The organism is Undibacterium umbellatum, assembly GCF_014284125.1.
Taxonomy (GTDB): Bacteria; Pseudomonadota; Gammaproteobacteria; order Burkholderiales; family Burkholderiaceae_D; genus Undibacterium; species Undibacterium umbellatum.
The window spans coordinates 837,881-863,217 of sequence record NZ_JACOFX010000002.1; the positions used below are offsets into that span (position 1 = coordinate 837,881).

At 49.5% G+C, this 25,337-nt stretch carries 20 protein-coding genes and 1 pseudogene; 13 read left to right on the forward strand and 8 right to left on the reverse strand.

The genetic code is table 11. The annotated features are described in order from the left end of the window. Nucleotides 1-135 precede the first annotated feature (135 nt). The 3 genes and pseudogenes from H8L47_RS30440 to H8L47_RS08060 all read right to left on the reverse strand — a co-directional run. A pseudogene (locus H8L47_RS30440) lies at nucleotides 136-1,488 on the reverse strand (CHASE domain-containing protein); the annotation flags it as partial. A gap of 23 nt (nucleotides 1,489-1,511) precedes the next feature. After that, complete coding sequence (locus H8L47_RS08055) at nucleotides 1,512-3,293, reverse strand: GspE/PulE family protein (protein WP_186953036.1); 1,782 nt, start codon at nucleotides 3,291-3,293, stop codon at nucleotides 1,512-1,514. 19 nt (nucleotides 3,294-3,312) lie between these two features. Then, entirely contained in the window at nucleotides 3,313-4,146 is an 834-nt protein-coding gene (locus tag H8L47_RS08060; protein WP_186953037.1) for a spermine/spermidine synthase domain-containing protein, read from the reverse strand. A 225-nt stretch (nucleotides 4,147-4,371) separates the two neighbouring features. Between H8L47_RS08060 and H8L47_RS08065 the strand changes: the two genes are divergently transcribed. Beyond that, the gene (locus H8L47_RS08065) at nucleotides 4,372-5,307 is read left to right on the forward strand and encodes a hypothetical protein (protein WP_186953038.1); all 936 of its coding nucleotides are present in this window, start codon (nucleotides 4,372-4,374) and stop codon (nucleotides 5,305-5,307) included. A 30-nt stretch (nucleotides 5,308-5,337) separates the two neighbouring features. On the opposite strand, the gene H8L47_RS08070 is transcribed toward H8L47_RS08065, so the two are convergent. Further along, nucleotides 5,338-5,865, reverse strand: coding sequence for a DNA-deoxyinosine glycosylase (locus tag H8L47_RS08070; protein ID WP_186953122.1), 528 nt, complete (start codon nucleotides 5,863-5,865; stop codon nucleotides 5,338-5,340). A 204-nt stretch (nucleotides 5,866-6,069) separates the two neighbouring features. Between H8L47_RS08070 and H8L47_RS08075 the strand changes: the two genes are divergently transcribed. Further along, nucleotides 6,070-6,567: a DUF3016 domain-containing protein gene (locus tag H8L47_RS08075; protein WP_222616439.1), complete on the forward strand. Its 498-nt coding sequence runs from the start codon at nucleotides 6,070-6,072 to the stop codon at nucleotides 6,565-6,567. A 54-nt stretch (nucleotides 6,568-6,621) separates the two neighbouring features. Here H8L47_RS08075 and htpG read toward each other — a convergent pair whose 3' ends face one another. Beyond that, nucleotides 6,622-8,529: a molecular chaperone HtpG gene (gene htpG / locus H8L47_RS08080; RefSeq protein ID WP_186953040.1), complete on the reverse strand. Its 1,908-nt coding sequence runs from the start codon at nucleotides 8,527-8,529 to the stop codon at nucleotides 6,622-6,624. Between the two features lie 249 nt (nucleotides 8,530-8,778). Between htpG and H8L47_RS08085 the strand changes: the two genes are divergently transcribed. Then, entirely contained in the window at nucleotides 8,779-9,549 is a 771-nt protein-coding gene (locus tag H8L47_RS08085; protein ID WP_186953041.1) for a type 2 periplasmic-binding domain-containing protein, read from the forward strand. A gap of 169 nt (nucleotides 9,550-9,718) precedes the next feature. Next, nucleotides 9,719-11,959, forward strand: coding sequence for a TonB-dependent receptor plug domain-containing protein (locus tag H8L47_RS08090; protein ID WP_186953042.1), 2,241 nt, complete (start codon nucleotides 9,719-9,721; stop codon nucleotides 11,957-11,959). 24 nt (nucleotides 11,960-11,983) lie between these two features. Here the strand turns inward: H8L47_RS08090 and H8L47_RS08095 are convergent, their stop codons facing one another. Next, the gene (locus H8L47_RS08095; RefSeq protein ID WP_222616440.1) at nucleotides 11,984-12,610 is read right to left on the reverse strand and encodes a hypothetical protein; all 627 of its coding nucleotides are present in this window, start codon (nucleotides 12,608-12,610) and stop codon (nucleotides 11,984-11,986) included. Nucleotides 12,611-12,685: 75 nt separating this feature from the next. Beyond that, a complete protein-coding gene (gene cysS, locus H8L47_RS08100; protein WP_186953043.1) occupies nucleotides 12,686-14,059 on the reverse strand; it encodes a cysteine--tRNA ligase in 1,374 nt (457 codons plus the stop codon). A gap of 372 nt (nucleotides 14,060-14,431) precedes the next feature. On the opposite strand from cysS, the gene H8L47_RS08105 reads away from it, so the two are divergent. Further along, complete coding sequence (locus tag H8L47_RS08105; protein ID WP_186953044.1) at nucleotides 14,432-15,523, forward strand: GGDEF domain-containing protein; 1,092 nt, start codon at nucleotides 14,432-14,434, stop codon at nucleotides 15,521-15,523. Between the two features lie 70 nt (nucleotides 15,524-15,593). After that, the gene (leuE, locus tag H8L47_RS08110; protein WP_186953045.1) at nucleotides 15,594-16,250 is read left to right on the forward strand and encodes a leucine efflux protein LeuE; all 657 of its coding nucleotides are present in this window, start codon (nucleotides 15,594-15,596) and stop codon (nucleotides 16,248-16,250) included. A 23-nt stretch (nucleotides 16,251-16,273) separates the two neighbouring features. Here leuE and H8L47_RS08115 read toward each other — a convergent pair whose 3' ends face one another. Continuing rightward, on the reverse strand, nucleotides 16,274-17,695 hold the full coding sequence (locus H8L47_RS08115) for an aminotransferase-like domain-containing protein (protein ID WP_186953046.1): 1,422 nt from the start codon (nucleotides 17,693-17,695) through the stop codon (nucleotides 16,274-16,276). Between the two features lie 184 nt (nucleotides 17,696-17,879). On the opposite strand from H8L47_RS08115, the gene H8L47_RS08120 reads away from it, so the two are divergent. From H8L47_RS08120 to H8L47_RS08150, 7 genes are all read left to right on the forward strand, one after another. Further along, entirely contained in the window at nucleotides 17,880-18,488 is a 609-nt protein-coding gene (locus H8L47_RS08120; protein ID WP_230413642.1) for a LysE family translocator, read from the forward strand. A gap of 22 nt (nucleotides 18,489-18,510) precedes the next feature. Beyond that, nucleotides 18,511-19,383: a DMT family transporter gene (locus H8L47_RS08125; RefSeq protein WP_230413643.1), complete on the forward strand. Its 873-nt coding sequence runs from the start codon at nucleotides 18,511-18,513 to the stop codon at nucleotides 19,381-19,383. A 255-nt stretch (nucleotides 19,384-19,638) separates the two neighbouring features. Beyond that, nucleotides 19,639-20,097, forward strand: coding sequence for a RidA family protein (locus H8L47_RS08130; protein WP_110257101.1), 459 nt, complete (start codon nucleotides 19,639-19,641; stop codon nucleotides 20,095-20,097). Nucleotides 20,098-20,159: 62 nt separating this feature from the next. Beyond that, on the forward strand, nucleotides 20,160-21,353 hold the full coding sequence (locus H8L47_RS08135; protein WP_186953048.1) for an aminotransferase-like domain-containing protein: 1,194 nt from the start codon (nucleotides 20,160-20,162) through the stop codon (nucleotides 21,351-21,353). Between the two features lie 194 nt (nucleotides 21,354-21,547). Then, complete coding sequence (locus tag H8L47_RS08140; protein ID WP_186953049.1) at nucleotides 21,548-22,159, forward strand: outer membrane lipoprotein; 612 nt, start codon at nucleotides 21,548-21,550, stop codon at nucleotides 22,157-22,159. A gap of 294 nt (nucleotides 22,160-22,453) precedes the next feature. Beyond that, nucleotides 22,454-23,209, forward strand: coding sequence for a substrate-binding periplasmic protein (locus H8L47_RS08145; RefSeq protein WP_186953050.1), 756 nt, complete (start codon nucleotides 22,454-22,456; stop codon nucleotides 23,207-23,209). A 24-nt stretch (nucleotides 23,210-23,233) separates the two neighbouring features. Then, complete coding sequence (locus tag H8L47_RS08150; protein WP_186953051.1) at nucleotides 23,234-25,228, forward strand: ATP-binding protein; 1,995 nt, start codon at nucleotides 23,234-23,236, stop codon at nucleotides 25,226-25,228. Nucleotides 25,229-25,337: the final 109 nt, after the last annotated feature.

The window sequence follows — 25,337 nt, forward strand, 5'->3', positions numbered from 1 at the left end:
GGCGATGTTGGTGCGCCAGTATTCTGAAGATGGCTGGGCCTGCAGGGCATACTGGCGGCCACCAAAATTGATGGTGGTCTGAAACAGATAGGCTTGATCCAGGCCGCTGATTTCATCAATAAATATTTCTTTTTTACCTGGATAGGAGAGGTCGTAAAACTTGATGCGCACGCTTCGCATGTCTTCATTGGAGAGAATTTCCCTGGCCACGTCGGCCATCCTGAGCATGCTGACAGCAACGCCAGAAAATGCAGCCTTTCTCTGCTCCATGTTTTCTCGCGGCTTGCCGTTTTCATAGACAGGCGCGAACAGCAGGACATGCAATTGCTCCCTGCCATCGGTGTCGTTGGTAATCAGCGGGTCAGTCACAGTCAGGTGACCGCTGTCACGCGCATCTTCTATGGCAATCCGGCGTATGGTCGTTGAGCCTATGTCATAGCCAAACATTTGATGATTATCAAAGAATGGCTCGATAAACCGTATGGGAAAATAGTCATCCCTGGCACGCACCTCTGCCAGATTGTGCAGTTCGTCGACTTCAAGTATCTGGAAATTGGCAAATCCCTCGCGCAGGACTGAAACTTCGAAGCTTGCACGCTGCTGATGTTCTACCCTGGGGGCCCAAGACAGGAAGGTAATGGCTTTCTGATGTTGTAGCGTGTGGCTGACGAAGGTGGCAAAATCGCTGCGGCTGACTTGCATGGAACTGGCATACAGGCGCTCAATATTGTGCAAAATCTCAGCATGGCTATCGAGCTTGTTTTGCAGGTTCTGGCCCACCCGCTCCGCCTTCAGGCGAAATTCGAGTTGTTGCTTTTGCTCTTCGCGGTAGCGGGTAAAGGTGAATGCTGTGATCACCAGCATCAGGCAAATCAACAAAGGTACCAGGACACTCCATCGTCTGGCATGCCAGATTTCGCGTGGCTTGCCATAAATTACCATGACGATAGGGGCGATAGTCAGTACCCCGAAGGTGTCACCTATCCACCATCCTATCCAGTTATTGAAGAAGTCCTGCTTGGGAATGATGCCAAGCGCGACCAGGCCAGCCACGCTGATAGTGGCATTGATCAGGCAGGCAATTGCGCCTCCGTAGATAAAAAACTGGAAAATCGCCTTGTCAGAGCCCAGTGCCAGGTTGTCCTGCAATTTTCTCAGTATCAGCTGGGCACCTGCAAAAGCCTGTAGCGCCGCACCAGCAGCAACAATGGTCGATGCAATCAGGGCGTTGGCATTGATGCTGCCAAAAATGCTCAGGTTGATGAGGAGATTGGCGCTAAAAGCACCAGCGACGACACCAGGCAAGAGGCGGTAACCGCCAGTCAGCACCATGCCCAACGCTATTCCCGCAGGGGGATAAATCGCGATAGAGTACCCTGGAGGGATGGCCAGTAGCAGAGAAAGGCGTCCTAACACTGCATACATGACAGCAAGCAGCAGTATCTGCCCTATGATTTGTCGCGTATCACTTGCCTGTGTTGGACGCATCCCTGACTATCCTGAAGACTGTGCTAGATCAGTGATGAAGTCACTTTCAAAACCTCATCTGCCGTAGTAACACCTTCGATGATCTTATAAGCACCAGCAATGCGCAAGGGTTTCATGTCATCCTTGATGCTTTGCTGCCTCAAGGCGTGGATATCAGCATTTTCTGTAATCAGTTTGCTGAAAGGAAGGGTAACCGTTAGTAACTCATATAAACCGGTACGTCCCATGAAGCCAGTCTGGCGACATTCCGGGCAGCCGACTGGTTTATAGATTTTCTCGGGTTTGCTGATGCCCCATCCTTCAGTCAGGGTTTCCCAGACCGCATCCACCAATTCGCCTTCTGGTGATTTGCAATGTATGCACAGGGTTCTGACCAGACGCTGGGCCAGGATACCAATGATGGTTGCTTCCAGTAAATAATAGGGAACGCCCAGCTCCAGCAGACGCATGATGGCTGACGGCGCATCATTGGTATGCAGGGTCGATAAGACCAAGTGACCCGTCAGCGCGGCTTGTATGGCCATTTCTGCGGTCGGCAAATCGCGTATCTCACCCACCATGATGATGTCAGGATCCTGACGCATGAGGGCGCGTATTCCATCGGCAAAACTCAGATCGATGGAGGACTGCACCTGCATCTGGTTGAACGAACCTTCTACCATTTCAATAGGGTCTTCGACGGTACAGACATTAACGTCTGGTGTCGCGAGGGCTTTCAGGGTGGTGTACAAGGTCGTGGTTTTACCTGATCCGGTAGGTCCTGTCACCAGGATAATACCGTGCGGTTTGCTGGTTAGATGATCCCATCGTTTGGCATCATTCAGTGGAAAGCCCAGCTCAGGCAAAGTCTTGACCACGACTTCGGGGTCAAAAATACGCATAACCATTTTTTCACCGAAGACTGTGGGCAAAGTGGAAAGACGTAATTCCACTTCCTGGCCTTCGCTGGTACGGGTCTTGATACGGCCATCCTGTGGTCGGCGTTTTTCGATCACGTCCATGCGACCCAGCAACTTGATACGGGCCGTCATGGCAATCATAATAGTGGCAGGTACCTGGTATACCTGGTGCAAGACGCCGTCAATCCGGAAGCGGATGACAGAAACGTCGCGTTTGGGTTCCAGATGGATATCCGAGGCACGTTGGTCGAAGGCAAATTGCCACAGCCAGTCTACGATATTGACAATGTGCTGGTCATTCGCATCAACTTGTTTATTGGTCTTGCCAATTTCTATCAGTTGTTCAAAGTTCTGGCGCAAATTGGTGTCGTTTTTATTTGACTTGCGCGCATCCTTGATGGATTTTGCCAAAGAGAAAAACTGGACGATATACTGCGAGATTTCCAGTGGGTTCGCCAGCACCAGGCGAATTTCCTTGCGGCTGAATTTCAGGATCTCATCCTGCCATTCAGTATTGAATGGTTCGGTGGTGGCGACCACGACAGTGGTGTTGGTCGATTCAACTGGCAAAATGTTGAAGCGTGTGGCATAGGATGAAGACATAACGTCCGACACACTGGTGAAATCAATCTTCAGGGGGTCGATCCGATAGAAAGGTATATTGACTTTGCCAGCGGCCCATTCTGTCAGCCAGTCCAGTGTCAGCAAGATATGCGGCGAGATGGCAGAGTGTAATTTGGCTTGCGCTACTGCAGTCAGCGGGTGCATGCTGGCCGGGCCGTTCTTGAGCAAACCCTGGGTAGCATGAAACTGGGTCTTGGCATCTTCTTTGAGGATAATGCCGTCGGCCATCAGCCATGTAAAAATTTGTTGCAGGTTCAGACTGCGATGTGTGGTTTTATTCATGCTGTATGGCCGTTTTAAATTATTTATTTCGGATCGCAGGCGTACTTGAGCCTGCTTTTAGTCCATTCACCCAGGATTTTGCGGGCAGTTTGGTATTTGCCTTGATCTGGTCAGCCTTTTCATACAGGGCTGGAAAATCCAGTTCAGGTTTTCGCTTGAAAGCCAGGGCGACGACATTACCGTCATGGACTTCGGGCAGGCATAGCACGGTATCAAAGGCAAAGCGCATGGCTTTCAGGTTGCGTGCGTAGCTGGGGTGGTCGCCAAACAGATTGACGGTGAGAATGCCATCATCCTTGAGGCAGTTTGCACAGGCTTGATAAAATTCGGCGCTGTCGAGTACAGGTCCTCGAGCAGTTGCATCATACAAGTCTACCTGCATGGCATCGACATGGCCGTGATTATTATCATCAAGGACAAAGTCCATGGCATCCATTTCCAGCACATGCAGTCGTTCGTCATTGGCAGGCAGCTTGAACATGCTTTCGCAAATGGCGATGACCGAAGGATTCAGTTCCACCGCAGTCACTTGTGCATCTGCAAACTGACGATAGCAAAACTTGCTGAGCGCACCGGTACCCAGGCCCAGTTGCACAATGTGCTGTGGCGCATCGATGAACAACATCCAGGACATCATTTGCTGTGCATATTCGAGTTCTATTGCATCGGGTTTGCGCAGGCGCATCGCACCCTGTACCCATTCAGTACCGAAATGCAAAAAGCGCACACCATCCAGTTCGGACAGGGTTACGGGAGCAAATTTGGGTTTGCGGTTAGGCTTTTTAAGTGCCGCGGCTTTGGGGCCAGAGCGGTAGTTCGCTTCGGCTTCTATGGATTTACGTTTAATTAGCATATGCTTATTTTAACCTTCATGGCGTACATGGAAAGCAAATTTACATTTTTCATGCAAGTTGTAATAAATTTTGCCTGAAAATCTTGCAAGAAAGTGACGATGCATGTTTGTCTTGCTACCTGTATTGCGCTGTCCAGGCCCAGCATTTTCCTTCCAAATAAGAATGGGGCGGGTGAATGAGAGTAGAATGCCGCGCTGCTGACATTCCACTTATCCAAACTCGCAATGAAATTTAAAAAAAACGCCATTTTTTTGGCCTTGTTCCTGACTTTGCTTGGCCTTACTGCCTATGTCTTGTTTGGCCGTTCGCCGGTAGACCCCGCCAGGCCTGAAGTATTCAATGCCAACACGGCCATGCTGGCCATTTTTGGAACATATAACGACAAACAGCAGGGCGTCCTGCTGCCAGAGAAAAACACGGCGCAATGGAATGTGAAAGAGGCCGACACTCTGGCGACAGCCTTGCTGGTGGCAACTTATACAGAAGCAGGAAAGCACAAGGGGGTGTTGGCCATCCAGCGCCAGCAAATCCTCGATGGCGTAGTGGAGCAGAGTCATGCTACCAGTGCGATGATTTCCGTCTATGTATTTGCCTACAACGGCAAGCAATGGATATTTGAAAAAGGTAAAAAGGAAGTGGTGGAATCCGGCGCGTACGGCGAAGCACCAGGGGGTAGTCTGATGCGGCTGGGAAAGGATAAATATGGCTTATTGTTCAAGGGTGGCGATGTGCATCAGGGTTATACCAATGATTATGCCTTCCTGATCTCATTAAGCGAGGTCAAGCCCATCAAGATGCTGGATCTGGATATGGGTGAAAGCAATAGTGGTACTTGCAGCGACGATGAAGAAGAGCAGGAAGGGATGATGCAGGCATGTTGGGAAAGTACCGGAAAACTCAGCTTTTTACAGAATGCCACAGATGACTACTATGTTCTGAAATTAAGTACTACCAGCAATAAACAGCAAGCTGAGGGCAACAAATCGATCGTAAAAACGCAGGAAGAATTTTTTGTGCATGCTGCAACTGGCTATAAGGCAAGCAAGGCGCAGGGCTTGAAAGCGGCCACAGTGGTGCCAGATGATCTGGTCTTTAATGTCGGCGAAACACAAAAGCTGAGCAGTTCCCTGGCTACAGTACCAAGAAGTGAGCTGAAGTAAAACGCCTGCCTGATTTGTCTAAACAATGTTTCAGAGGGAAATGGCCGGGCGCAATTCGCTCCGCCAGACTTGCAGTTTTTCTTCAAAACTGCGTATGGCATAAGCGGGCGAGGACGAGGGCAGTATCGCCGTGACATAGCCACGCTCGCTGAAATAAGCCGCCATTTTTCCTGCCGTCTGGCCATTGAAGTACAGCTTGCGCAACGTGGGATGGCTGGCTTGCAGCATGCTGAAATCATTCAGTTTGCCATTTCTTATTGCCGAATCCAGGCTACCTGTGCGTGCACAGGAATGAAAAACGTCCCATAGACCGATGCCATGCGCCAGCAAAACTTGCAGACGCTGTTCATAGTCCAGTTCGACCAGATCTGATCCCAGAGACGCGGATACCAGGCGCCAGAACTGGTTTTGCTTATGGGCATAATATTGGGTCGCGTCAAGTGATGCGACACCAGGAAAACTGCCTAGTATCAGCGTATGTGTATCTGCATTTACTACAGGTGGAAAACCTTGTAGTAAAGTAGAGTTGGACTTGGTGGATGAAGGCTGGGCTATCATGCGGTATATATTTGGCTGGATAGTGGGATTGCAAGCGTGGGTAATGCTGCTTAACATCAATCTGGCCTGATAAACTTCGTGACAAAATTCACCACGGCTTGCGAGTTGCATGTCTGGCTGTTTTTGCTTACATGGACTATTCTGGAATTAGGCGCATATTTGCTATAGTAGAATGAATCTGGAGGTGAAAAAATGAATTTGATGATGAGCACGATGCTTCTGGCTACCTTGATGGCTGGTCAGGCACAGGCCGGAGAAGTGAAGGTTACCTGGCAAGAGCCAGAGAAATTCTCCGATATTCGCTCCGGCAATGAATTCAGGTCTGATTTTCAGGGACGTTTGATCAAGGAATTTGACAGTATCTTTGCAGATATGGCGAAAAAACTTCCAGATGGCTATCAATGGGATGTGACGGTTACTGACGTCGATCTGGCTGGTGATGTCAGACCTTTTTTTCGCACTACCATGAATGAGATTCGCGTCATCAAGGATTTATACTGGCCGCGCATGACTTTCAGTTTTGACTTGAAAGACGGAGAGGGGAAAAGTGTTGCGTCCGGAACGGAAAATCTCAGGGACATGAATTTTCTCATGCACTCCAATCTTGCTGGCAGCAACAATAGTTTCCGCTATGAAGAACAAATGTTGCGTGACTGGTTCAAGAGGAAGCAGCGGGATAAAGTCTTTCCAGTACGCCAATAGCTTCAAGCATAAAAAAACGGACTCACTGCTGAGTCCGTTTTCATTTGGCAAAATTTACTTGCTTAATAACATCTCATTGAGACGTTTAACAAAGGCGCTAGGATCAGTCAGGTTGCCGCCCTCGGCCAGCAAAGCTTGGTCAAACAGGATGTGTGACCAGTCATCGAACTTGTTGACTTCATATTTGAGCTTCTGTACCAAAGGATGGTCAGGGTTGACTTCCAGAATTGGTTTGGATTCCGGCGCACTTTGACCTGCGGCCTTCAGCATGCGCGCCAGGTTGCCAGACAAGTCATGCTCATCTGCCACCAGGCAAGCTGGTGAATCAGTCAGACGGAAGGTCACGCGGACGTCCTTGGCTTTGTCGGCCAGGGCGGTTTTCATTTTCTCGACCAGGTCCTTGAACTCGGTCTGGGTTTCTTCATGTTGTTTCTTTTCTGCTTCATCTTCCAGTTGACCCAGGTCCAGGCCACCTTTGGCGACGGAGGCCAGTTCTTTACCTTCAAAATCATTCAGGAAAGACAGCATCCATTCATCGACGCGGTCGGTCAGGAGCAGGACTTCCACACCTTTTTTGCGGAAAATTTCCAGATGCGGGCTGTTTTTTGCTGTCGCATAGCTTTCGGCTGTCACATAGTAAATCTTGTCCTGGCCTTCTTTGGCACGGCTCAGATAATCTGCCAGTGAAACAGTTTGTGCATCGCTGTCATTGTGGGTAGAGGCAAAGCGCAATAGCTTGGCGATACGCTCTTTGTTGGCACTGTCTTCACCGACACCTTCTTTCAAGACCTGGCCAAATTCTTGCCAGAAAGTGGTGTACTTGTCTTGCTTCTCTTTTGCGTCGTCACCGTCAGCATTTGCCAAATCTTCCAGCATGCCCAGCACGCGTTTGGTAGAGCCTTCGCGGATGGCCTTGATGTCGCGGCTTTCCTGCAAAATTTCACGCGAGACATTCAACGGCAGGTCGTTTGAATCAATGACACCTTTGACGAAGCGCAGGTAGACTGGCATCAATTGTTCTGCATCATCCATGATGAAGACACGTTTGACGTAGAGCTTGATGCCACCACGTTTGTTGCGGTCCCACATGTCAAACGGTGCGCGTGCCGGGATATATAGCAATTGCGTGTATTCGCTGCGACCTTCAACGCGGTTATGCGTGTGGGTCAGTGGTGCGCTGTAGTCGTGCGAGACGTGTTTGTAGAACTCATCATATTGCTCAGGCGTGATTTCAGACTTGCTGCGCGCCCACAAGGCACTGGCCTGGTTGATGGTTTCGAGCTCGTCTTTCAAGACTTGTTCTTTTTTCTCTTCATCCCATTCTTCTTTCTGCATTTTGATAGGCAGGGAGATATGGTCGGAATAAGTACGAATGACGGATTTGAGCTTCCATCCAGACAGGAACTCATCTTCGCCTTCACGCAGGTGCAAGGTAATGCTGGTGCCACGGCTTTCTTTGACGATATCTTCGACGCTAAAGTCGCCAGCACCTTCGGATTCCCAGCGTACAGCCTGGTCTGCAGGCAGACCGGCGCGACGGGTTTCTACGGTAATGCGGTCAGCAACAATAAAGCCTGAATAAAAACCGACACCAAACTGGCCTATCATGGCCGCGTCTTTTTGCTGGTCACCCGACAATTTGCCAAAGAATTCCTTGGTGCCGGATTTGGCGATTGTGCCCAGGTGTTCTATCGTATCAGCCTTGCTCATGCCTATGCCATTGTCGGCAATAGTGATGGTGCGGGCTTCTTTATTGAAGCTGACCTGGATTTGCAACTCAGGATCGCTTTCAAATAGGCTGGCATCGTTGATCGCTTCAAAGCGCAGTTTGTCTGATGCATCAGAAGCATTCGAGATCAGTTCGCGCAGAAAGATTTCCTTGTTTGAATACAAGGAGTGGATCATCAGTTGCAGGAGTTGTTTGACTTCGGCCTGAAAGCCCAGGGTTTGCTTTTCTGACATGATTTTCCTCAAAGATTTTTTAGTAGTAGTGGTAATTACTTACCTGCTGCTTTTATATGCAACATTGCTAGAGCAGATGAAAGGTGAGGCCGCTTTCATGGATTTCAAGATGATTGCTTAAACAGCATGGAAATTTAAGTTTTTAATTATTGCGATACACAAATACTTGTGTTTTTATAAAATTTTACTAAAATTGCCTATAATGTAATGCTTGTTGCCATAGTTTCTTGAGGCTCACGGAGTGAGTTTATGTTGCTTAAAGTATTGAGTTTGCTGATTTTTTGCCTGTTGTGCGGGTTTGCACCTTTACTCAGTGCGGCTAACCTTTATTTGACAGAAGTGGCACCTTTTGCTTTTGTCAAAGAGAGTAAGGAAGGCAAGGGCGCCTATGATGGCATCAATGTGCGCATAGCAAATGAATTGCGCAAGCGTTCCGGCGTGCCTTTGCAGCTATTGATCGTCCCCAGTGCTCGTCATGTCGTGATGTTTCCGGCAGATAAAGAAGCTTATAGCATTTCCCAGGCAGAAAATTTTAGTGAGCAGGAAGGCCTGATTCTGTCCGAAGTCACGCAATTCCCCATCCTGGTTGTGGCGCAGCGTGGTGCCATCATGAAGAATTATGATGACTTGATTACCCTTTCTGCGGACAGAGGCATAGGCATGATGCGCCGGCTGAGCTACGGTACTTTTGGTCAGGATGAGCGCGTCAGAAAGGTGGAAATCAATACCCTGGAAAATGGTATGCGCATGCTGGAAGCCGGGCGCATTTCAGGCATAGTGGGTAGTCAACCCGCCATACTGGCGGCTGCAGAAAGAAATTCATCCAGCCACTTATTGGGCCCTAGCCTGGTGATTTCGTATGGTTCTCATGTCATGCGTGTCAGGCCAGAGTTTGCTGCCAGTGCGCATTCCAAAATCTTGAGTTCGACTTTGCTGGCCATGAAAAATGACGGCAGCATAGCGCGCATACTTGATGATTTTCTGAAAGACCCTAGGACAGGATTGCTGCCTGCAAAATAATCTGCCAGCGGCAATGAGTTCGCTGTCACCTCATTTCGGGCTTTTATCACATGGCTATTCAGCTATAGTCGTGCCCACTTCATAATTGATCCCCTTGTCTGTATCTGTTTGCCATATCTTCCTCGCATATGGCGCTTCATCATTTTCTTCTCCTCACTAATTTATTTTCATGCCCACACTGGTTTCAAGTAATAAATTTCGTCTCTCGTATTTGTCCGTCCAAACATTTCTGAAACTGGGAGTGAGTGGTTTGGGGAGTTCGATTTTGCTCTGGACTACTCACCTTCATGCAGCGGATCTGCCTGCGAAAGAAACTTCCACGGTACAAACCGTGGAAGTTTCCGGGCCGGGCGCGACAGCGCAGCGGAAAAATGACACTGCCGCAAAAATCATCGTCAATGCAGCTGAACTTATGCAGTATGGAGATACACAATTATCTTCTGTATTAAAGCGCCAGCCTGGTGTGTCTGTCGTGGGCAATGAATTGCGCATGCGTGGTTTGGGATCTGGTTATACCCAGATTTTATTGAATGGCGATACGGTAGCGCCTGGGTTTTCCATAGACAGTATCGCACCTGAGTTGATAGAGCGAGTGGAAATCCTGCGGACCACGACGGCAGAATTCAGTGCACAGGCGGTGGCTGGTACCATCAATATCATCCTCAAAAAAGGTGTGAACAGTGCCAGGAAAGATTTTAAGATTGGCATTGCGCATGGTGAAAATAACTGGAACCCTTCGCTTGCTTTGGAAGTCGCTGACAAGAATGGAGGTTTTTCCTATTCTGTTACCAGCACCCTGTCGAAAACTGGCTATGAAAGCCTGCCGCAGGTGATAGAGAGTATTTATGACACAAGCGGCGAACTTAAAACTCTGCGTTTGATGCAACAAAAAAATATTGCAGATGTTTGGCGCTTCGGACTCAGTCCCAGACTGAACTGGAATCTGGAGAATGGCGACACGCTGAGCTGGCAGAGTTTTTTTGATTATTACGGCAATTTGAATGGGGGGAGTGACTATGAAGCGACTGTGAAGGGGGATGCGACACAATACCCGGATAATAATTATCTGGCCTCCATGCACACAGCAATCTTGCGCACAGACCTGAACTGGGCACACAGGCTCGATGCTGACAGCAAGCTCAATGCAAAGCTGGGCCTGAATTACAATCACCGCGAAGTAGACTACAATTTCTTTGGTTATCCTTCTCCGCGAGACCAGGCTTTCAACCGTCATGTCATATCGAACGCAGCGGAAAGCAGCGTCAGTAGCAGCGGAAAATACCTGAGCCGCTTTCGTGACGATCACAGCCTTGCACTGGGATGGGATGCTGCCCTGACGCGACGCACAGAAGCGCGCTTGCAATTTGATAGGGCTGCCAATTCCAATGCCGTGGGTGAGCCGCTAGTGGAAGACTACCGAGCTAATGTGCGGCGCATTGCCATGTTCGCCCAGGACGAGTGGGATGTGACGAGCCGCCTGCAAGCATACCTGGGCATGCGCTGGGAAGGGCTGAATACAGAAACTACAGGCCGGTCAATGGTACCCGTGCAGACCCGGTCCAGCGTCTGGAGCCCGGTCATGCAATTATTGTGGAAACTGCCTGAGCAAGAAAAAGACCAACTGCGCTTTGTTTTGTCCCGTACCTATAAGGCGCCCACACCGCGCAGCCTGGTGCCAAGGCGCTACACGGCAAATGATGACAATGGTCCGACTAACCCGGATTATCAGGGCAACCCACAACTCTTGCCTGAACTAGCCTGGGGTGCTGATCTGGCTTATGAATCTTATTTCGCCAAAAACAGCATGTTCAGCGTTTCAGCCTATGTGAAGCGAGTGCAGTATGTAACTGTGCAAAACCTGTACGAGCAAAAAATGGTTGAAAAAAATCTGGATGAGCAAAAAAGTGTGTGGATTACCTCGCCATATAACCATGGCAACGCCAAAGTGATGGGGATAGAGATGGATGCAAAGTTCGCTTTGCAGAATTTTCTTCCTGCTGCACCACCATTGGAAGTACGGCTGAATGCAGCACGTAATTGGTCGAAACTGGATGCCATACCAGGGGCAGATAATCGTCTGGCCGACCAAGTGCCGTTTACTGCCAATCTGGGCATGGATTACAAGCGCAGTGAACGGCAATCATTTGGTGTTAACTTTAATTTGCAGACAGGCGGCAATGTGCAAGCCACTTCAGACTTGCGCACCTACACGGGTGTCAGTCGTAATCTTGATGTGTATGGTCTATGGAAGCTGGAAAATAAAACGCAGTTGCGCCTGTCGATAAACAATCTCCTGCATCAGGACGTATTGCAGGCTACAGAATATAACGGTCCGGACAAACACACTATGCGCGCCACAAGGACACCGGCAAGTGCAACGATACGCTTGCAGTTTGAGAAGAGTTTGTAGGTAATGGGGGGCTCCCCCCATTACCTATTTGGCACCCACGCCTTTGAATTTTTCTGGATCAAAATCGGCGATGTCGATTTTGCCGAAATGTTTAGGAGGCGTGTAAATTTTTTCTTTAACTTTGTCCGGGTCACTGGCGTGAAAGGATAGTTCCGTAACCTTGACCAACTGCCAGGTATCATCCTTGCGTGAATAATTGAATTGATAGTTGTTTGCCCAGCGCCAGCCACTGCCACCAAAATGAGACACAGTGAAGCCTTTTTTGTCCGTCGTCAGATCAGCAAATGGATCACCCCACACTCCGCCACAAGCAGAGCAGAAGACGATTCTTTCATTCGTCTTGACCAGTTTTAACTTGCCGTCTGCCTGACGTATCGCGATCTTCAGTGGGCGTTGTCCCTCGTCGATGGAGCTCTCATCGGGCTGTTTTTTTTGCTTTTCCAGGATGAAAACATAGTCGGGTTTGCCGTCCGCATTTAAGTCGGCCATTTCATAGGCCAGCAATTTTGTGTTTGGTAAGACGAAAGGACGTAACTCTGCGGATATGTCTTTCCTTTCCACATAATCTGTGGCCAGGCTGAGTGCTGGTATTAGGGTCAGGCCTAAGAGCGTTGTGAATTTTCCAGGCAGTAAATTCATTTTTTTAAACATATTATTTTCCTTGGTCTTCGCCCAAAAAAACAGGGGAAACACTAGTTTCCCCTGATTGGATTTCATGGCTAATTATTATAGTGCCTTGATTTGCATGCCATCGGCCTTGTCCTCGACTTCATAACCCAGTGCATGCAACTCGCCACGCAAACGGTCTGCCTCAGCCCAGTTCTTGGCCTTGCGTGCAGCCTGACGCTGTTCGGCCAGACTTTGCACTTCTGCCGGAATTGCCAGCACGGCCGGTTGCCATTGTGCGAGACCCAGACCAAACACCTTGTCGAACTCTGTCAGTGTGGCTTTTTTGTCGGCATCGGACAAATCGGCTTTCAACATTTCCCAGACCAGTGCCAGGCCACGCGGTACGTTCAGGTCCTCATTGATGAAGGAGGTGAATTTCTCGCGGTATTCTGCATTGATATTGCCACCTGTTGGCCAGGCATGATAAGTCTCGCGCAGGCGTTGCAAGGCAGTTTGGGCTGACAGCAGCGCTTCAAAGCTAAACTGCATCTGGCTGCGGTAATGTGCCGTCAGGCACAGGTAGCGATAAGCCAGCGGATCGATATTCTGATCAAGCAAAGTTTGCAAGCGCAAGAATTCACCTGTCGATTTGGACATCTTGCCAGAATCGATTTGCAGGAAATAACCATGCATCCAGAAGTTGGCAAGGCGGGTGCCATGGCAAGCCTGGTTTTGCGCTATCTCATTGCTATGGTGAATGGCGATATGGTCTTCACCACCGCAATGGATATCAAACCAGGGCGTCAGGTATTTGGCCGACATGGCAGAGCATTCTATATGCCAGCCAGGGAAGCCTCGGCCCCAAGGGCTGTCCCATTCCATTTGGCGATGTTCATCTGGCGGACTGAACTTCCACAGCGCGAAGTCAGTTGCGTGCAGTTTCTCACCAAGTTCAACGCGGCTGCCCGCTTTGATGGCATCACGCTTGATGCGTGCCAGGAAACCATAGTCGTCCTGCTTGCTGGTGTCAAAATAAATACCATCGCTGGTGCGATAGGTGTAGCCATTTTTCTCTATGGCAGCGATGAAATCGATTTGCTCAACAATATGGTCAGTGGCCTTGCACCAGATGGCAGGTTCAAGAATGTGCAATTTTTGCAGATCATCCTTGAAGGCAGTCGTGAAACGGTCAGCAATTTGCCAGGCCGATTCACCGGCTTTGCGGCTGCCTTTTTCCATTTTGTCTTCACCGTCATCACCATCAGACACCAGATGGCCGACGTCGGTAATGTTGATGACATGGCGTACGGTATAACCATTCCATTCCAGGGCGCGGCGTAGCAAATCTTCAAACAGATAGGTGCGCAGGTTGCCGATATGGGCATAGTCATATACGGTAGGTCCGCAGCAGTACAGGCCCACCCAGTCTTTGTTCAGGGGGCTGAAAGGGCGCAAGCGGCGTTCCCAGTTATCGTAGAGAAGTATGTCCATTTGTTGTGAAAATAGCGAAATGTAAATTGGGTCGATGAAGGTGTCAGGGTGTTACTTGAGACTGGCAGGCAGGGACTGTCCCGCTGCATACGGATCTACAAACTCAACAACAACGGGTCGAGTTGAAATCTAGTACTTGCGCACACGCATACATGCCATACACAGGCGTGTCGCCTATGCAATCTTTAACATGTTGCTTGTCGAAGTGAGGCATATAATTAAATCTGAGCAGTTCTGTTGTCTTTGATGGCTGAAACAATGCAGCCTAGAGTGAGAATGTAGCATAGATATGCACTCTTGATCAAAATTGTACAGACTGATAAGAGCCGAGCTGGAGACGCCACAGGCTGAAAAAAATAAAACGGTGCAAAAATGCAAACGAATTATAAAGATGTCAGCGAAGAGAATTATCGTTCTCACTACACCAAACAAGACAGGGCGCAAGTACGCCGGGTAGTGCGTATCATGTTGTGGGCATTCTTGCCGCTGACACTGGTGGATGTGCTATTCCATGAGCCAGCCACACCTCTGGCAGTCTTGCTGCTGATGCGCTTGTCTGTCTTTGTCTATTCTGTGTGGCTGGTCAGACGCTACGAAACGGAAGAAAATGTCCCGAAACTGGACCGCTATGCGATGTACTGGATAGTTGCAGTCTTGCTGACGCAGTTCATCAGCAATGCCTGTTTGCCACGAGATTATCTGGGGCATTATATGGTCGATGCATGGCTGGTGTTGATGGCTTTTATTTCTTTGCCCCTGGCTTTGAATATCTTGCGCAAGCCCCTGTTCTTGTTTGTCGCAGCATCTTGTTTGCTGCTTTTGTATAAACAATCAGGCACGTTTTCCCAAGCGGCCAGCGTCTTGCTGATTTTGCCTGCAGTTGCCATCACCGGTCATGCCATCGCTGTCTATGTACACAGGTATAGACGCAAGCTTTTGAGTGCAGAGCAGGAACTGGAAAGACAGGAAAATATAGACCCGGTTACTGGTGTCGCCAACTGGAAGGAATTCATGCGAATCTCTGACGCTGAGCTGCAGCGCCATCTGCGTCTGGGTAAACAATTATCCATGCTGGTGCTGGACCTGGATGATTTTAAGCTTATCAACGACACGCATGGTCCACAGGTTGGTGATGTGATCCTGGTCGAGGTCAGCCGCCGCGTGAAACGTGCCATGCGCTCCTACGATTGCATCGCCCGTTTTAGCGGCGAAGAGTTTTGTGTGCTCTTGCCAGAAGCATCAGCGGAAGACGCCTGTAAAATTGCCGACCGTACCCGCGCCACGGTGATTGCCATGCCTATATCTGTGTCAGGTAAGGAAATGAAAGTCAGCGCCACGGTGCGCACTGCTACTTTGCGTGAAGGAGATACCGCATTGAGCCTGTTGCGCAGGGCAGGTGAGGGCTCTGCCAGGCGTCAGCAAGAAATGCAGCAAGATGTTAATCTCATGCCTATGCCCGTTTGATGTGCAAAACAAGCAGCAATGGATGGCGGGCTCCGGCAGGGATCAATCAGTCAGATGTGAGGGTAGGGAAATGAGTTTTTATGGTGTAACCGATTTGTGGACTTATGTACTGGGTGCCTTGGGCATCATCTTGTTGCCAGGACCGAATTCCCTGTATGTATTGGCCGTTGCTACCGCACGCGGTGTACGTGAAGGCTACAAAGGTGCAGCCGGAATATTTGTCGGGGATAGTATTTTGCTCATGTTGACCGCTCTTGGTGCTGCGGGTATCTTGCGTACTTACCCGGCTTTATTCATGGTTGTTAAGTATGCTGGTGCAGCTTACCTGGCCTGGGTAGGTGTCAATCTGATCTGGGCTGCTATACAAAAATGGCGCAACAAGACAGCGACTGTGGCAGAAACGCAGGCGACCGCGATTAACATGCAAAACCCTTTCAAGCGCGCACTGGTCATCAGCCTCTTGAATCCGAAAGCGATCCTGTTCTTGCTGTCTTTCTTTGTGCAATTCATCGACCCTTCCTATCCTACGCCGGCAGTACCTTTTTTGATACTGAGTGCGGTGGTGATGGTATTCAGCACGACTTATCTTTCTGTACTGATTTTCCTGGGTTCCCGTCTGGCACGCAGCTTTAGTCAGCGCCGTCGCCTGTCAGCCAGTTTGTCCAGTGGCGTGGGCAGTATGTTTGTCTGGTTCGGTGTCAAGCTGGCCAATGCCAGCTTGCATTGAAAACTTAATAAGCATGTAACCAACTAATTTATTTCACGTTTCAAAAATTCCCAGACACCAGGGTCAGACATTGCGGCAATATTGATGCGCATCTTGGTGGACGGGAGCTGGCTGGGCGAGAACAAGCTGCCAGGTGCCAGCAGATAGCCTTGCTCCATGGCTTTCTCAGTCAGCTTATTGGTATCGCAGCCAGTCTCTGTCCACAAAAACATTCCTGCCGGTGTTCGGTAATCAACCTTCATCCCCTGTTGTTCCAGCCGCTTGGTAATGTCATCGCGCACCCCATCAAGCTTCACACGTATGCGGTCTACATGTTTGCGGTAGTGTCCTTCCGACAGGATTTTGTATACCACGCGTTCACCGATTTCTGTGGTCGTCAGGGTAGACAACATCTTTCTGTCCGCCAGGCGTATTGCCAGTTCTGGTGAGGTAGCGATAAACCCCACACGCAGATTTGCCGCCAGTGTCTTGGAAAATCCACCCAGATAAATCACCCGGTTCAACTGATCCAGCGCAGCAATGCGAGTGGCGGCCTGTACCGCTGGCCCAGGGTGCATATCGCAATACACATCATCTTCAACGATCATGAAATCATGTTCCTCCGCCGCTTTTAAGACCTGGAACGCCTTGGCGGCGGACAGCGAAGTCGAAGTTGGATTATGCAAGACTGAATTGATGATATACAGCTTGGGTTTATGCAGGGCAGCCAGTTCCGCCAACTTGGCGACATCCGGGCCATCATGCAGGCGTGGTATGCCTATCACCTTGGTGCCGAGGATGGCGAAAGAACCAAACATCAAAAACCAGGCCGGGTCGTCAACAAATATTGTGTCGCCAGGCTGCGTAAATTCACGCGCCACCAGATCAAGTGCTTGTGTGACGCCACTGGTCATGACGATTTGTTCAGGCGATGCGGCGATTTCCAACTCTGCCATTTTCAATTGTAATTGCTGTCGCAAGGGCAAAAAGCCCTGCTGGGTACCATAATGCAGCAATAGGTTCTGGTTCAGCCTGCTGATGGAGCGCAAGCCATTCGCTACCAGTTCCCCGTCCAGCCAGTCATGCGGCAATACGCCAGAGCCTGGCATTTTTTGCGGTGGCAATTGCCGGAACATATTGCGCACCAGCCACACCACATCGAGTTGTTGGGCGACTGGGGCAATTTGTGCAGTGTTTGGTACGTTATTCAACATGGAAGCCCGTTCTCGCACAAAAAAACCGGCACCCCTGCGCGACTCCAGATAGCCTTTGGCAACGAGCCTGTCATAGGCTTCCACGACGGTAAAGCGCGACACTGCCTGTTCATCGGCAAACTGGCGTATAGAAGGCATGCGCGCACCGGTGCGCAGCAATTTATCGTCGATGCGGTTGGCCACGGCATTAACGATTTGCTCAACCAGTGAGCCACCGGAATCGCGTGAGATAAAAAAAGTCGGTGTCAGCATTGCATGTCTCCAGGCGGGTCTTCTGTAATGGATAGTTGACCATTACAGTATGAATATTATCGCTTATAGTGTATTGGTACTGTATCGGTTTTTGCGTTTAGGATAGCACAACACTAAAGCAAAAACGGGAGAAACAGCATGGACGGACGACAGAATTCTGATCATTGTCAGCGAGGGGTTGAGTATGGCAATTGATACACTCATGGCCTTTGCTCTGTTTGCGCTGGTGTCCTCCATTACACCAGGCCCGAATAACCTCATGCTGCTTGCATCAGGCGTGAATTTTGGTTTTCGCGCTACCTTGCCCCACATGCTGGGTATCAGTATAGGTTTCATGTTGCTGGTACTGGCTGTTGGCGTCGGTCTGGCTGGCCTTTTCATAAGCTTTCCTTGGCTATATGTTGTGCTGAAATGGGCTGGTGCTGCGTATCTGCTTTACCTGGCCTGGAACATCGCCAATGCCGGGCCTTTGGAAGAAAATGCGCCAGAAAACGCGCAAAGATCTGGCCCCATGAGTTTCTTGAGTGCGGCAGCTTTTCAATGGATTAATCCCAAGGCCTGGGTCATGGCACTGGGTGCTTTCAGTACCTATATACCCGCAACTGGTGGATTCTGGATCGTTGCCCTGGCCGCAGGTGTGTTTGCGGTCATCAATTTACCCAGTGTAAGCCTGTGGGCCTTGTTCGGTGCCAGGGTCAGACATTTGTTGAGGGTGGAGCGCAATTTGCGGATATTCAACTACGGCATGGCCTTGCTGCTGGTATTGTCGCTCTATCCCATGCTGGCGAGTTAACAGTGAGATCGACAAAACTATCATGCTGATACAAGAAAACAAGGGCATGGCCCTGGGCCTGGTTGGCGTCATGATTTTTAGTCTGACCTTGCCATTTACCCGCATGGCTGTGGCAGAACTCAATCCCGTCTTCGTCGCACTGGGGCGTGCCGTGGTAGCCGCCTTCTGTTCTGGCCTGCTGTTGTGGATACAGCGGGCGAAATTGCCACAACGTGCGGAATTTAAACCATTGCTGATCACCTCCCTGGGCGTGGTGGTTGGTTTCCCCTTGTTCAGTTCTGTCGCCATGGCTTATGTGCCAGCTTCCCATGGGGCTATCGTGCTAGGCATCTTGCCGCTGGCGACCGCCCTGTTTGCTGCTTTGCGCTTTAATGAAAAGCCATCGACTGGCTTTTGGGTGATGGCGGTACTGGGCAGTGGTCTGGTGATAGTCTTTGCTCTGATGCAGGGTGGTGGCTCGTTCCAGTTTGCTGACCTGGCCTTGTTCATTGCGGTGATCGCTGCTGCCATGGGCTATGCCGAAGGTGGGCGGCTGTCGCAAAGCATGGGCGGGCAGCAGGTGATTTCCTGGGCTTTGCTGCTTGCTTTACCGGTTTTATTGCCGGTGACAATCTGGCTAGGTTGGCATTATGGCGTACAGGCTTCTGGTCGTGCCTGGGCTGGTTTCGCCTATGTTTCATTATTCTCCATGTTCATAGGATTTTTCTTTTGGTACAAGGCCCTGGCGATCGGTGGTATTGCCCGCGTTGGTCAGGTGCAATTGCTGCAACCATTTTTGAGTTTGCTGGGTGCTGCCTTGATACTGGGTGAAGTCTTGACTGGTCGTGAAATCTTTTTTGCGCTGGCAGTCATCATTGTCGTTGCAATGGGGCGACGCATGAATATTCAACGGTGATTTTCTTGCAAAGCACATTCCGACCAAATTTAATCTGCCATTCGCCATGTACTAGGGGGTGTTAATCACAACGGTGCGGGCTTACAATAGAGGACTGGTATTTGCGCTCTAATTTGGATCTTATCTAGACAGCATGTACCGGAAGAAAGGTTTTGAATTCTGCAAACTCTTAAAGTTTGCAGAAAATAATAATAAAAATTTAATTATCTCTAGTGCATCAGTGAGGGCTGCTGCGCATTTTTCTGGAAAATAGACATGTCATTTTACGAAAAACTTCAAGCACTAAATATTGAGTTGCCTGCTGTTGCGACACCTGCTGCTGCCTACGTCATGTATGCACAAACTGGTAACACAGTATTCCTGTCCGGCCATATCGCCAAAAAAGATGGCGCGCCATGGGTGGGGCAACTCGGTAAAAATATCTCTACAGAAGAAGGCAAGCTGGCAGCACGCGCAGTCGCGATTGATCTGATCGCCACCTTGCAGGCAGCCTGTGGTGGTGATTTGAACCGCGTCAAGCGCATCGTCAAGCTCATGAGCCTGGTTAATTCCACACCTGATTTTACCGAGCAGCATCTGGTGACGAACGGCGCCTCTGAACTCATCGGCGAAATCTTTGGTGAGCAAGGCAAGCATGCACGTTCAGCCTTTGGCGTGGCTCAGATACCTCTGGGTGCTTGCGTAGAAATTGAAATGATCGTCGAGATCGCCTGAATTTTATAAAACAAAAAGCTTGCCCGAGATGGCAATCTTAACAGTGAGATAGTGAGACCAGCATGAAACTTGAGAATCCCAGCCCCATAGAGTGGAAATTTTCTGATCGCGCAGAGCAGTTGCAAAGCTCAGCCATCAGGGAAATTTTAAAAGTAACCATGCGTCCTGAAGTGATTTCTTTCGCTGGTGGATTGCCATCTCCAGAAACTTTCCCGGTAGAGCGCATGCGCGCTGCCTTTGACAAGGTGCTGACGCAACAAGGCAAGTCAGCATTGCAATACGGCCCTACCGATGGTTATGCCCCCTTGCGCGAATTTTTGGCTGACTCGTTGTCTACCAATGATTCAAAAATCCTGCCTGATCAAATCATGATGGTGTCTGGCTCGCAGCAAGGCCTGGATTTGCTCGGCAAAGTGCTGGTGGATGAAGGCAGCAAGGTATTGGTAGAAACACCGAGCTATCTGGGTGCCTTGCAGGCTTTTTCCCTGTATCGCCCTCAATTTGAATCGGTTGATACCGATGATCATGGTTTGATACCAGCCTCGGTCGCTGCCAAAGGTGCGGGTGCACGTCTGATGTATGCCTTGCCTAACTTCCAGAACCCAACCGGACGCACGCTGTCAGTTGAGCGCCGCTATGAATTGGTGGAAACCTGCGCCCGCATGGGTATCCCGCTGGTCGAAGATAACCCCTATGGTGATCTGTGCTATAGCGGAGAACCTTTGCCCAAGATGTTGAATATGAATCCAGGTGGCGTGATTTACATGGGTTCTTTCTCCAAGGTGCTGACACCTGGAATACGCCTGGGTTATGTGGTTGGCCCTACACCGCTGATACGCAAACTCGAACAAGCCAAGCAGGCAGCCGACTTGCACACTGCACAGTTGACACAAATGGTAGTGTATGAAGTTATCAAGGATGGTTTCCTGAGTGAGCATATCCCTACTATCCGTACCCTGTATGCCAAGCAATGCAATGCCATGCTAGAGGCCATGAGCAAGCATTTCCCTGAAAGCGTGCGCTGGACCAAGCCTGAAGGCGGTATGTTCATCTGGGTAACCCTGCCAGAACACATGGACAGCAAGCAATTGCTGGATGAAGCCATACAACAGAATGTTGCCTTTGTTCCTGGCGGCCCTTTCTATGCAAACAACCCTGAAAAAAATACCCTGCGCCTGTCCTTTGTGACGGTGTCGCCAGAGCGTATCAACGAAGGTATAGAAAAACTGGGCAAGCTCATCAAGGCAAAAATCTGATCAGCGCTTGAGCACTTACATGGAAAACCCGTCATATGACGGGTTTTTTTATGCTCTGCAGACATGTTATGCATCCCGGCCTAATGTGTAACTGTCAACCATTGTGATTTCAGTCATCATTTTTTGATCTCGACCGTTAATTGCTTTAAGTTTCGCATGGCGATACTATATTTTGATTAATTGAGGAGCTTTATATGAATAAGAAATTGCTGGTGGCCAGCTTGATGTTGACAGCGGTGACAGGTGCTTTTGCGCAAAATATGACTGCCAAACAGCAGTATGCAGCGGATACCAAACGCGCTACTCAACGCTACAATGACGATAAAAAGCTGTGTGCTGAAGCAGGTGGATCAGCGGCCAGAATGCAATGTCTGCGCGATGCCAAGGCAGACTACAATAATTCCCTGGCTGTGGCCAAGCAAAATATGAGCAGGCCAGTGGCAGCACCAGCACAAGCCAGAGGGGAGCCAGCTTGCCCTGACTGTGGCAAAGTCGTCGCAATTGAAGTCAAAGACAAAGAGGGTGAAGGTGGTGCCCTTGGGGTAATCGCTGGTGGCGTCGCTGGTGCTCTGCTAGGCAATCAGGTGGGTGGTGGCACAGGGCGTGATCTAGCTACTATCGCAGGGGCAGCAGGTGGTGCTCTGGCTGGACATAAGATAGAGCAAAAAGTCAAGACCACCAAGGTTTGGAATGTGACTGTGGCCTTTGAAAATGGTAACAGACAAACTTATGTCTTCGACCACGATCCAGGCTTGATGTCTGGAGACGCAGTGCGGGGCAATGGTAGTTCTATTGTTAGACGTTAATATAATTAGCATATGCTGAAAAAGGGTTGCAAGTGTAATTCTTTTGGGGCATGTGTCAACGTGGTAGAAATCTTGCATTTTTAGTCAAAATTTGGAGGAATTATTTTCTTTTTGGAAAGCGTTCCTCCTTCACAACTACTTCCTTGCCAAGCCTAATTCCAGCAGTTAGACTTAAGTGTCCATCCTCCCGTTTAATGCTGAGAAGGTCGTGCTATGAAGCTTGAATCTTGCAAAGCTATTCATTCAAACAAAACCTTGCTACAGTTGCTTTGCTGGGTAAGCTTGTTGCTTGCAATGGCATTTAGTTCAAACGTACATGCCAATGAAACTTGCAAGACATTGTTGGCGACGGGTAATCCTGAATATCCTCCTTATCTATGGCGTGATCCTGACGATGAAAATCGCTTGATCGGTGCGAATGCCGAGTGGATGCAATTATTGTCGAAAGAAATTGGTATCCCCATTGATATCAAATATATCGGCCCTTGGGGACGAGTGCAGGAAGAGGCAAAATTGGGGCGCGTGGATTTGTTGGCGGGTGCTTTTTTCACTCAGCCCAGACTGGAATACATGGATTATTTCTATCCGGCTTTTCGTGAAACAAGGACAGTGATCTGGACCCGCAGTAATTTCACTCTACCTTATAAAAAATGGTCAGACCTTGTTGGCAAGCAGGGGGTGACTGTCATCAATAACAGTTTTGGTGAAGAATTTGATCGTTATGCCAAGGAGTCATTGAAAATATCCATGGTTCCCAGCCTTGAGCAGGCTTTGAAGATGCTGAGTCTGTCGCGTGCAGATTATTTGATTTATGAAGAAGACCCCGGCTTGGCCTATGTCGCCAAGATGAATATTTCAGGCTTGAAAACCGTCGCGCCACCGATTACCAATGAAAATTTATATTTGACTTTATCTCATAAGTCTGCATGCAATACACCGGAAATGCGCGGGCGCATTGCCAAGGCTGTTTATAAATTGGATAAACAAAACGTGATGAGTAAATTGATCACAGCAAATATACAATTGTGGCGCAAGCAACAGTCGAAATAGTCGCCGCAAACAACAGGTAAACCATTGCGTACACTCTCTCTCCGACAGATTCTTATTTTCGGCGTTGTGGTTGGCATCGTATTGCCTGCGATAGTTCTGGGACGTTTCCTGGTACAGGACAGATACGAGCGTGAATTGCAATTGCGGGTACGCAATCCCATGTCGCAGTACGCTGATATGCTGGCGCGTGGCATGGCGGTGCCCGTCTGGACGCTGGACAAGGCTGTCGCCAATCAATTCATACAGGCCGTCATGCGCAATCCTGAAGTGGTTAGCGTTGAAGTGCTGGATGAATCCAAATCCATTTTTGCTCACAGCAGCAAGTTCAAAACAGCCGATGCCAAGGTCTTGCGCGAAGAGCGCCCGATTTTGCTGGAAACGAAGGTCATCGGCAGCGTCAAGTTGGAACTGACTACTGAGCATATAGAAAAAGAGCTATGGACTGATTTTCTCAAGTTGGGCATGGCTTTGCTGGTGCAGGTAGTGTTTTCATTTATTCTGATCTGGTTATTGTTCGAGCGCCGCATCGTCAGACCCATCATGGAATTGCAACTGGCAACGGGCCGACTTGCGCGCGGTAAGCTGGATCAGCCGCTGGAATGGGGGCGGCAAGATGAAATCGGCAATCTGGCGCAGGGACTGGACAAAATGCGCCTCAATCTCGGTAGGCTGATCACCGAGCGGGAAGCGCAAAACATCACCTTGCAGCAAGAACTCAATGAACGTCTTCGTGCAGAGCAAGCCTTGAAGGTGACAGAAGAAAAATTCATTGGCATCTTTCAGGCATCTCCTGTCGCCATGACGGTACTGCGTAAAGCCCAGCATTACAGCATGATCGACGTAAATGATGCCTGGGTCAGGCAATTCTATTGGTCACATGATGAAATTCTCGGTGATAGAGAAACCCAGAAGGCACTCTGGCGTAATGAAGACGATTTTCACGAAATCCTGCGTATCGTTGAACGCGATGGTGAAATTCATGACTATGAAGCCTGGTTGACTTGTGGTCAGCAAGAAAAAATCATTCTCTGCCAGGTGTCGGGACGTATGATACGTCTTGGCAACGAGCCTTTGATTATCCTTGTTCAGGAGGATATTACTGAAAAACGCCAGAACGAGCAGGAAATTCGCAATATGAATACCACGCTGGAGAGAAGGGTGTCCGAACGTACCCAGGCACTGGAAGCTGCCAATAGCGAATTGACCATTGTCCTGGAAAACCTCCAGCGCGCTCAGCGGGAATTGCTCAGGACAGAAAAAATGGCAGCGTTGGGCTCTCTGGTCGCCGGGGTTGCTCATGAGCTTAATACGCCTATCGGTACCAGCGTCACTGTTGCCAGCACCCTGGCCCAGCATACGAATGATGTGATGGTCGAGTTTGAAAAAGGCATGCGCCGTTCTGTACTCGAAGAATACCTGAGAAACGCCAAGACGGGAGCTGATTTGCTCTTACGTAACCTGAGCAAGGCGTCAGAGCTGGTGATCAGCTTCAAACAAGTTGCAGTGGACCGTACCAGTGCCAATCGCCGTGTCTTCGCACTTGATGAGATGTTGTCTGAGCTCATCGTCACGATGGGACCGACCATACGCAAAACACGTCATGACATTACCCATTACGTACCGCCCAAGCTGATGATGGACAGTTATCCCGGCCCACTCGGTCAGGTCATGACCAATTTGATCAATAATGCATTTATCCACGGTTTTGAAGGCGATTTTCGCGGCACAGTTACCATTTCTGCACGTGCTCTGGATGACGATTTTGTGGAAATCACCGTACGTGATAATGGTAGCGGCATACCAAACGTCAACCTGGGCCGCATTTTTGATCCTTTTTTTACGACCAGACTGGGGCAAGGCGGAAGTGGCCTGGGTTTGAATATTGTGTATAACCTGGTAACCGGTGTGCTGGGTGGCAATATTGTGGTCGAAAGTGAACTCGGCAAGGGGACTTGTTTCAAAATGAATTTGCCGCTGCAACCCAAAATGACGGACGATGAAACGGCTGTGCTTGAATGAAAGCAGGTGGTGTGACTAGTTGACTGTAGCAGTGAAAAGCGAATTGTCTGCCATGCGCGCGCCGACCATGACGGCGTTGCAAACGCTCGCAATAGTCCCGGTATCGCTG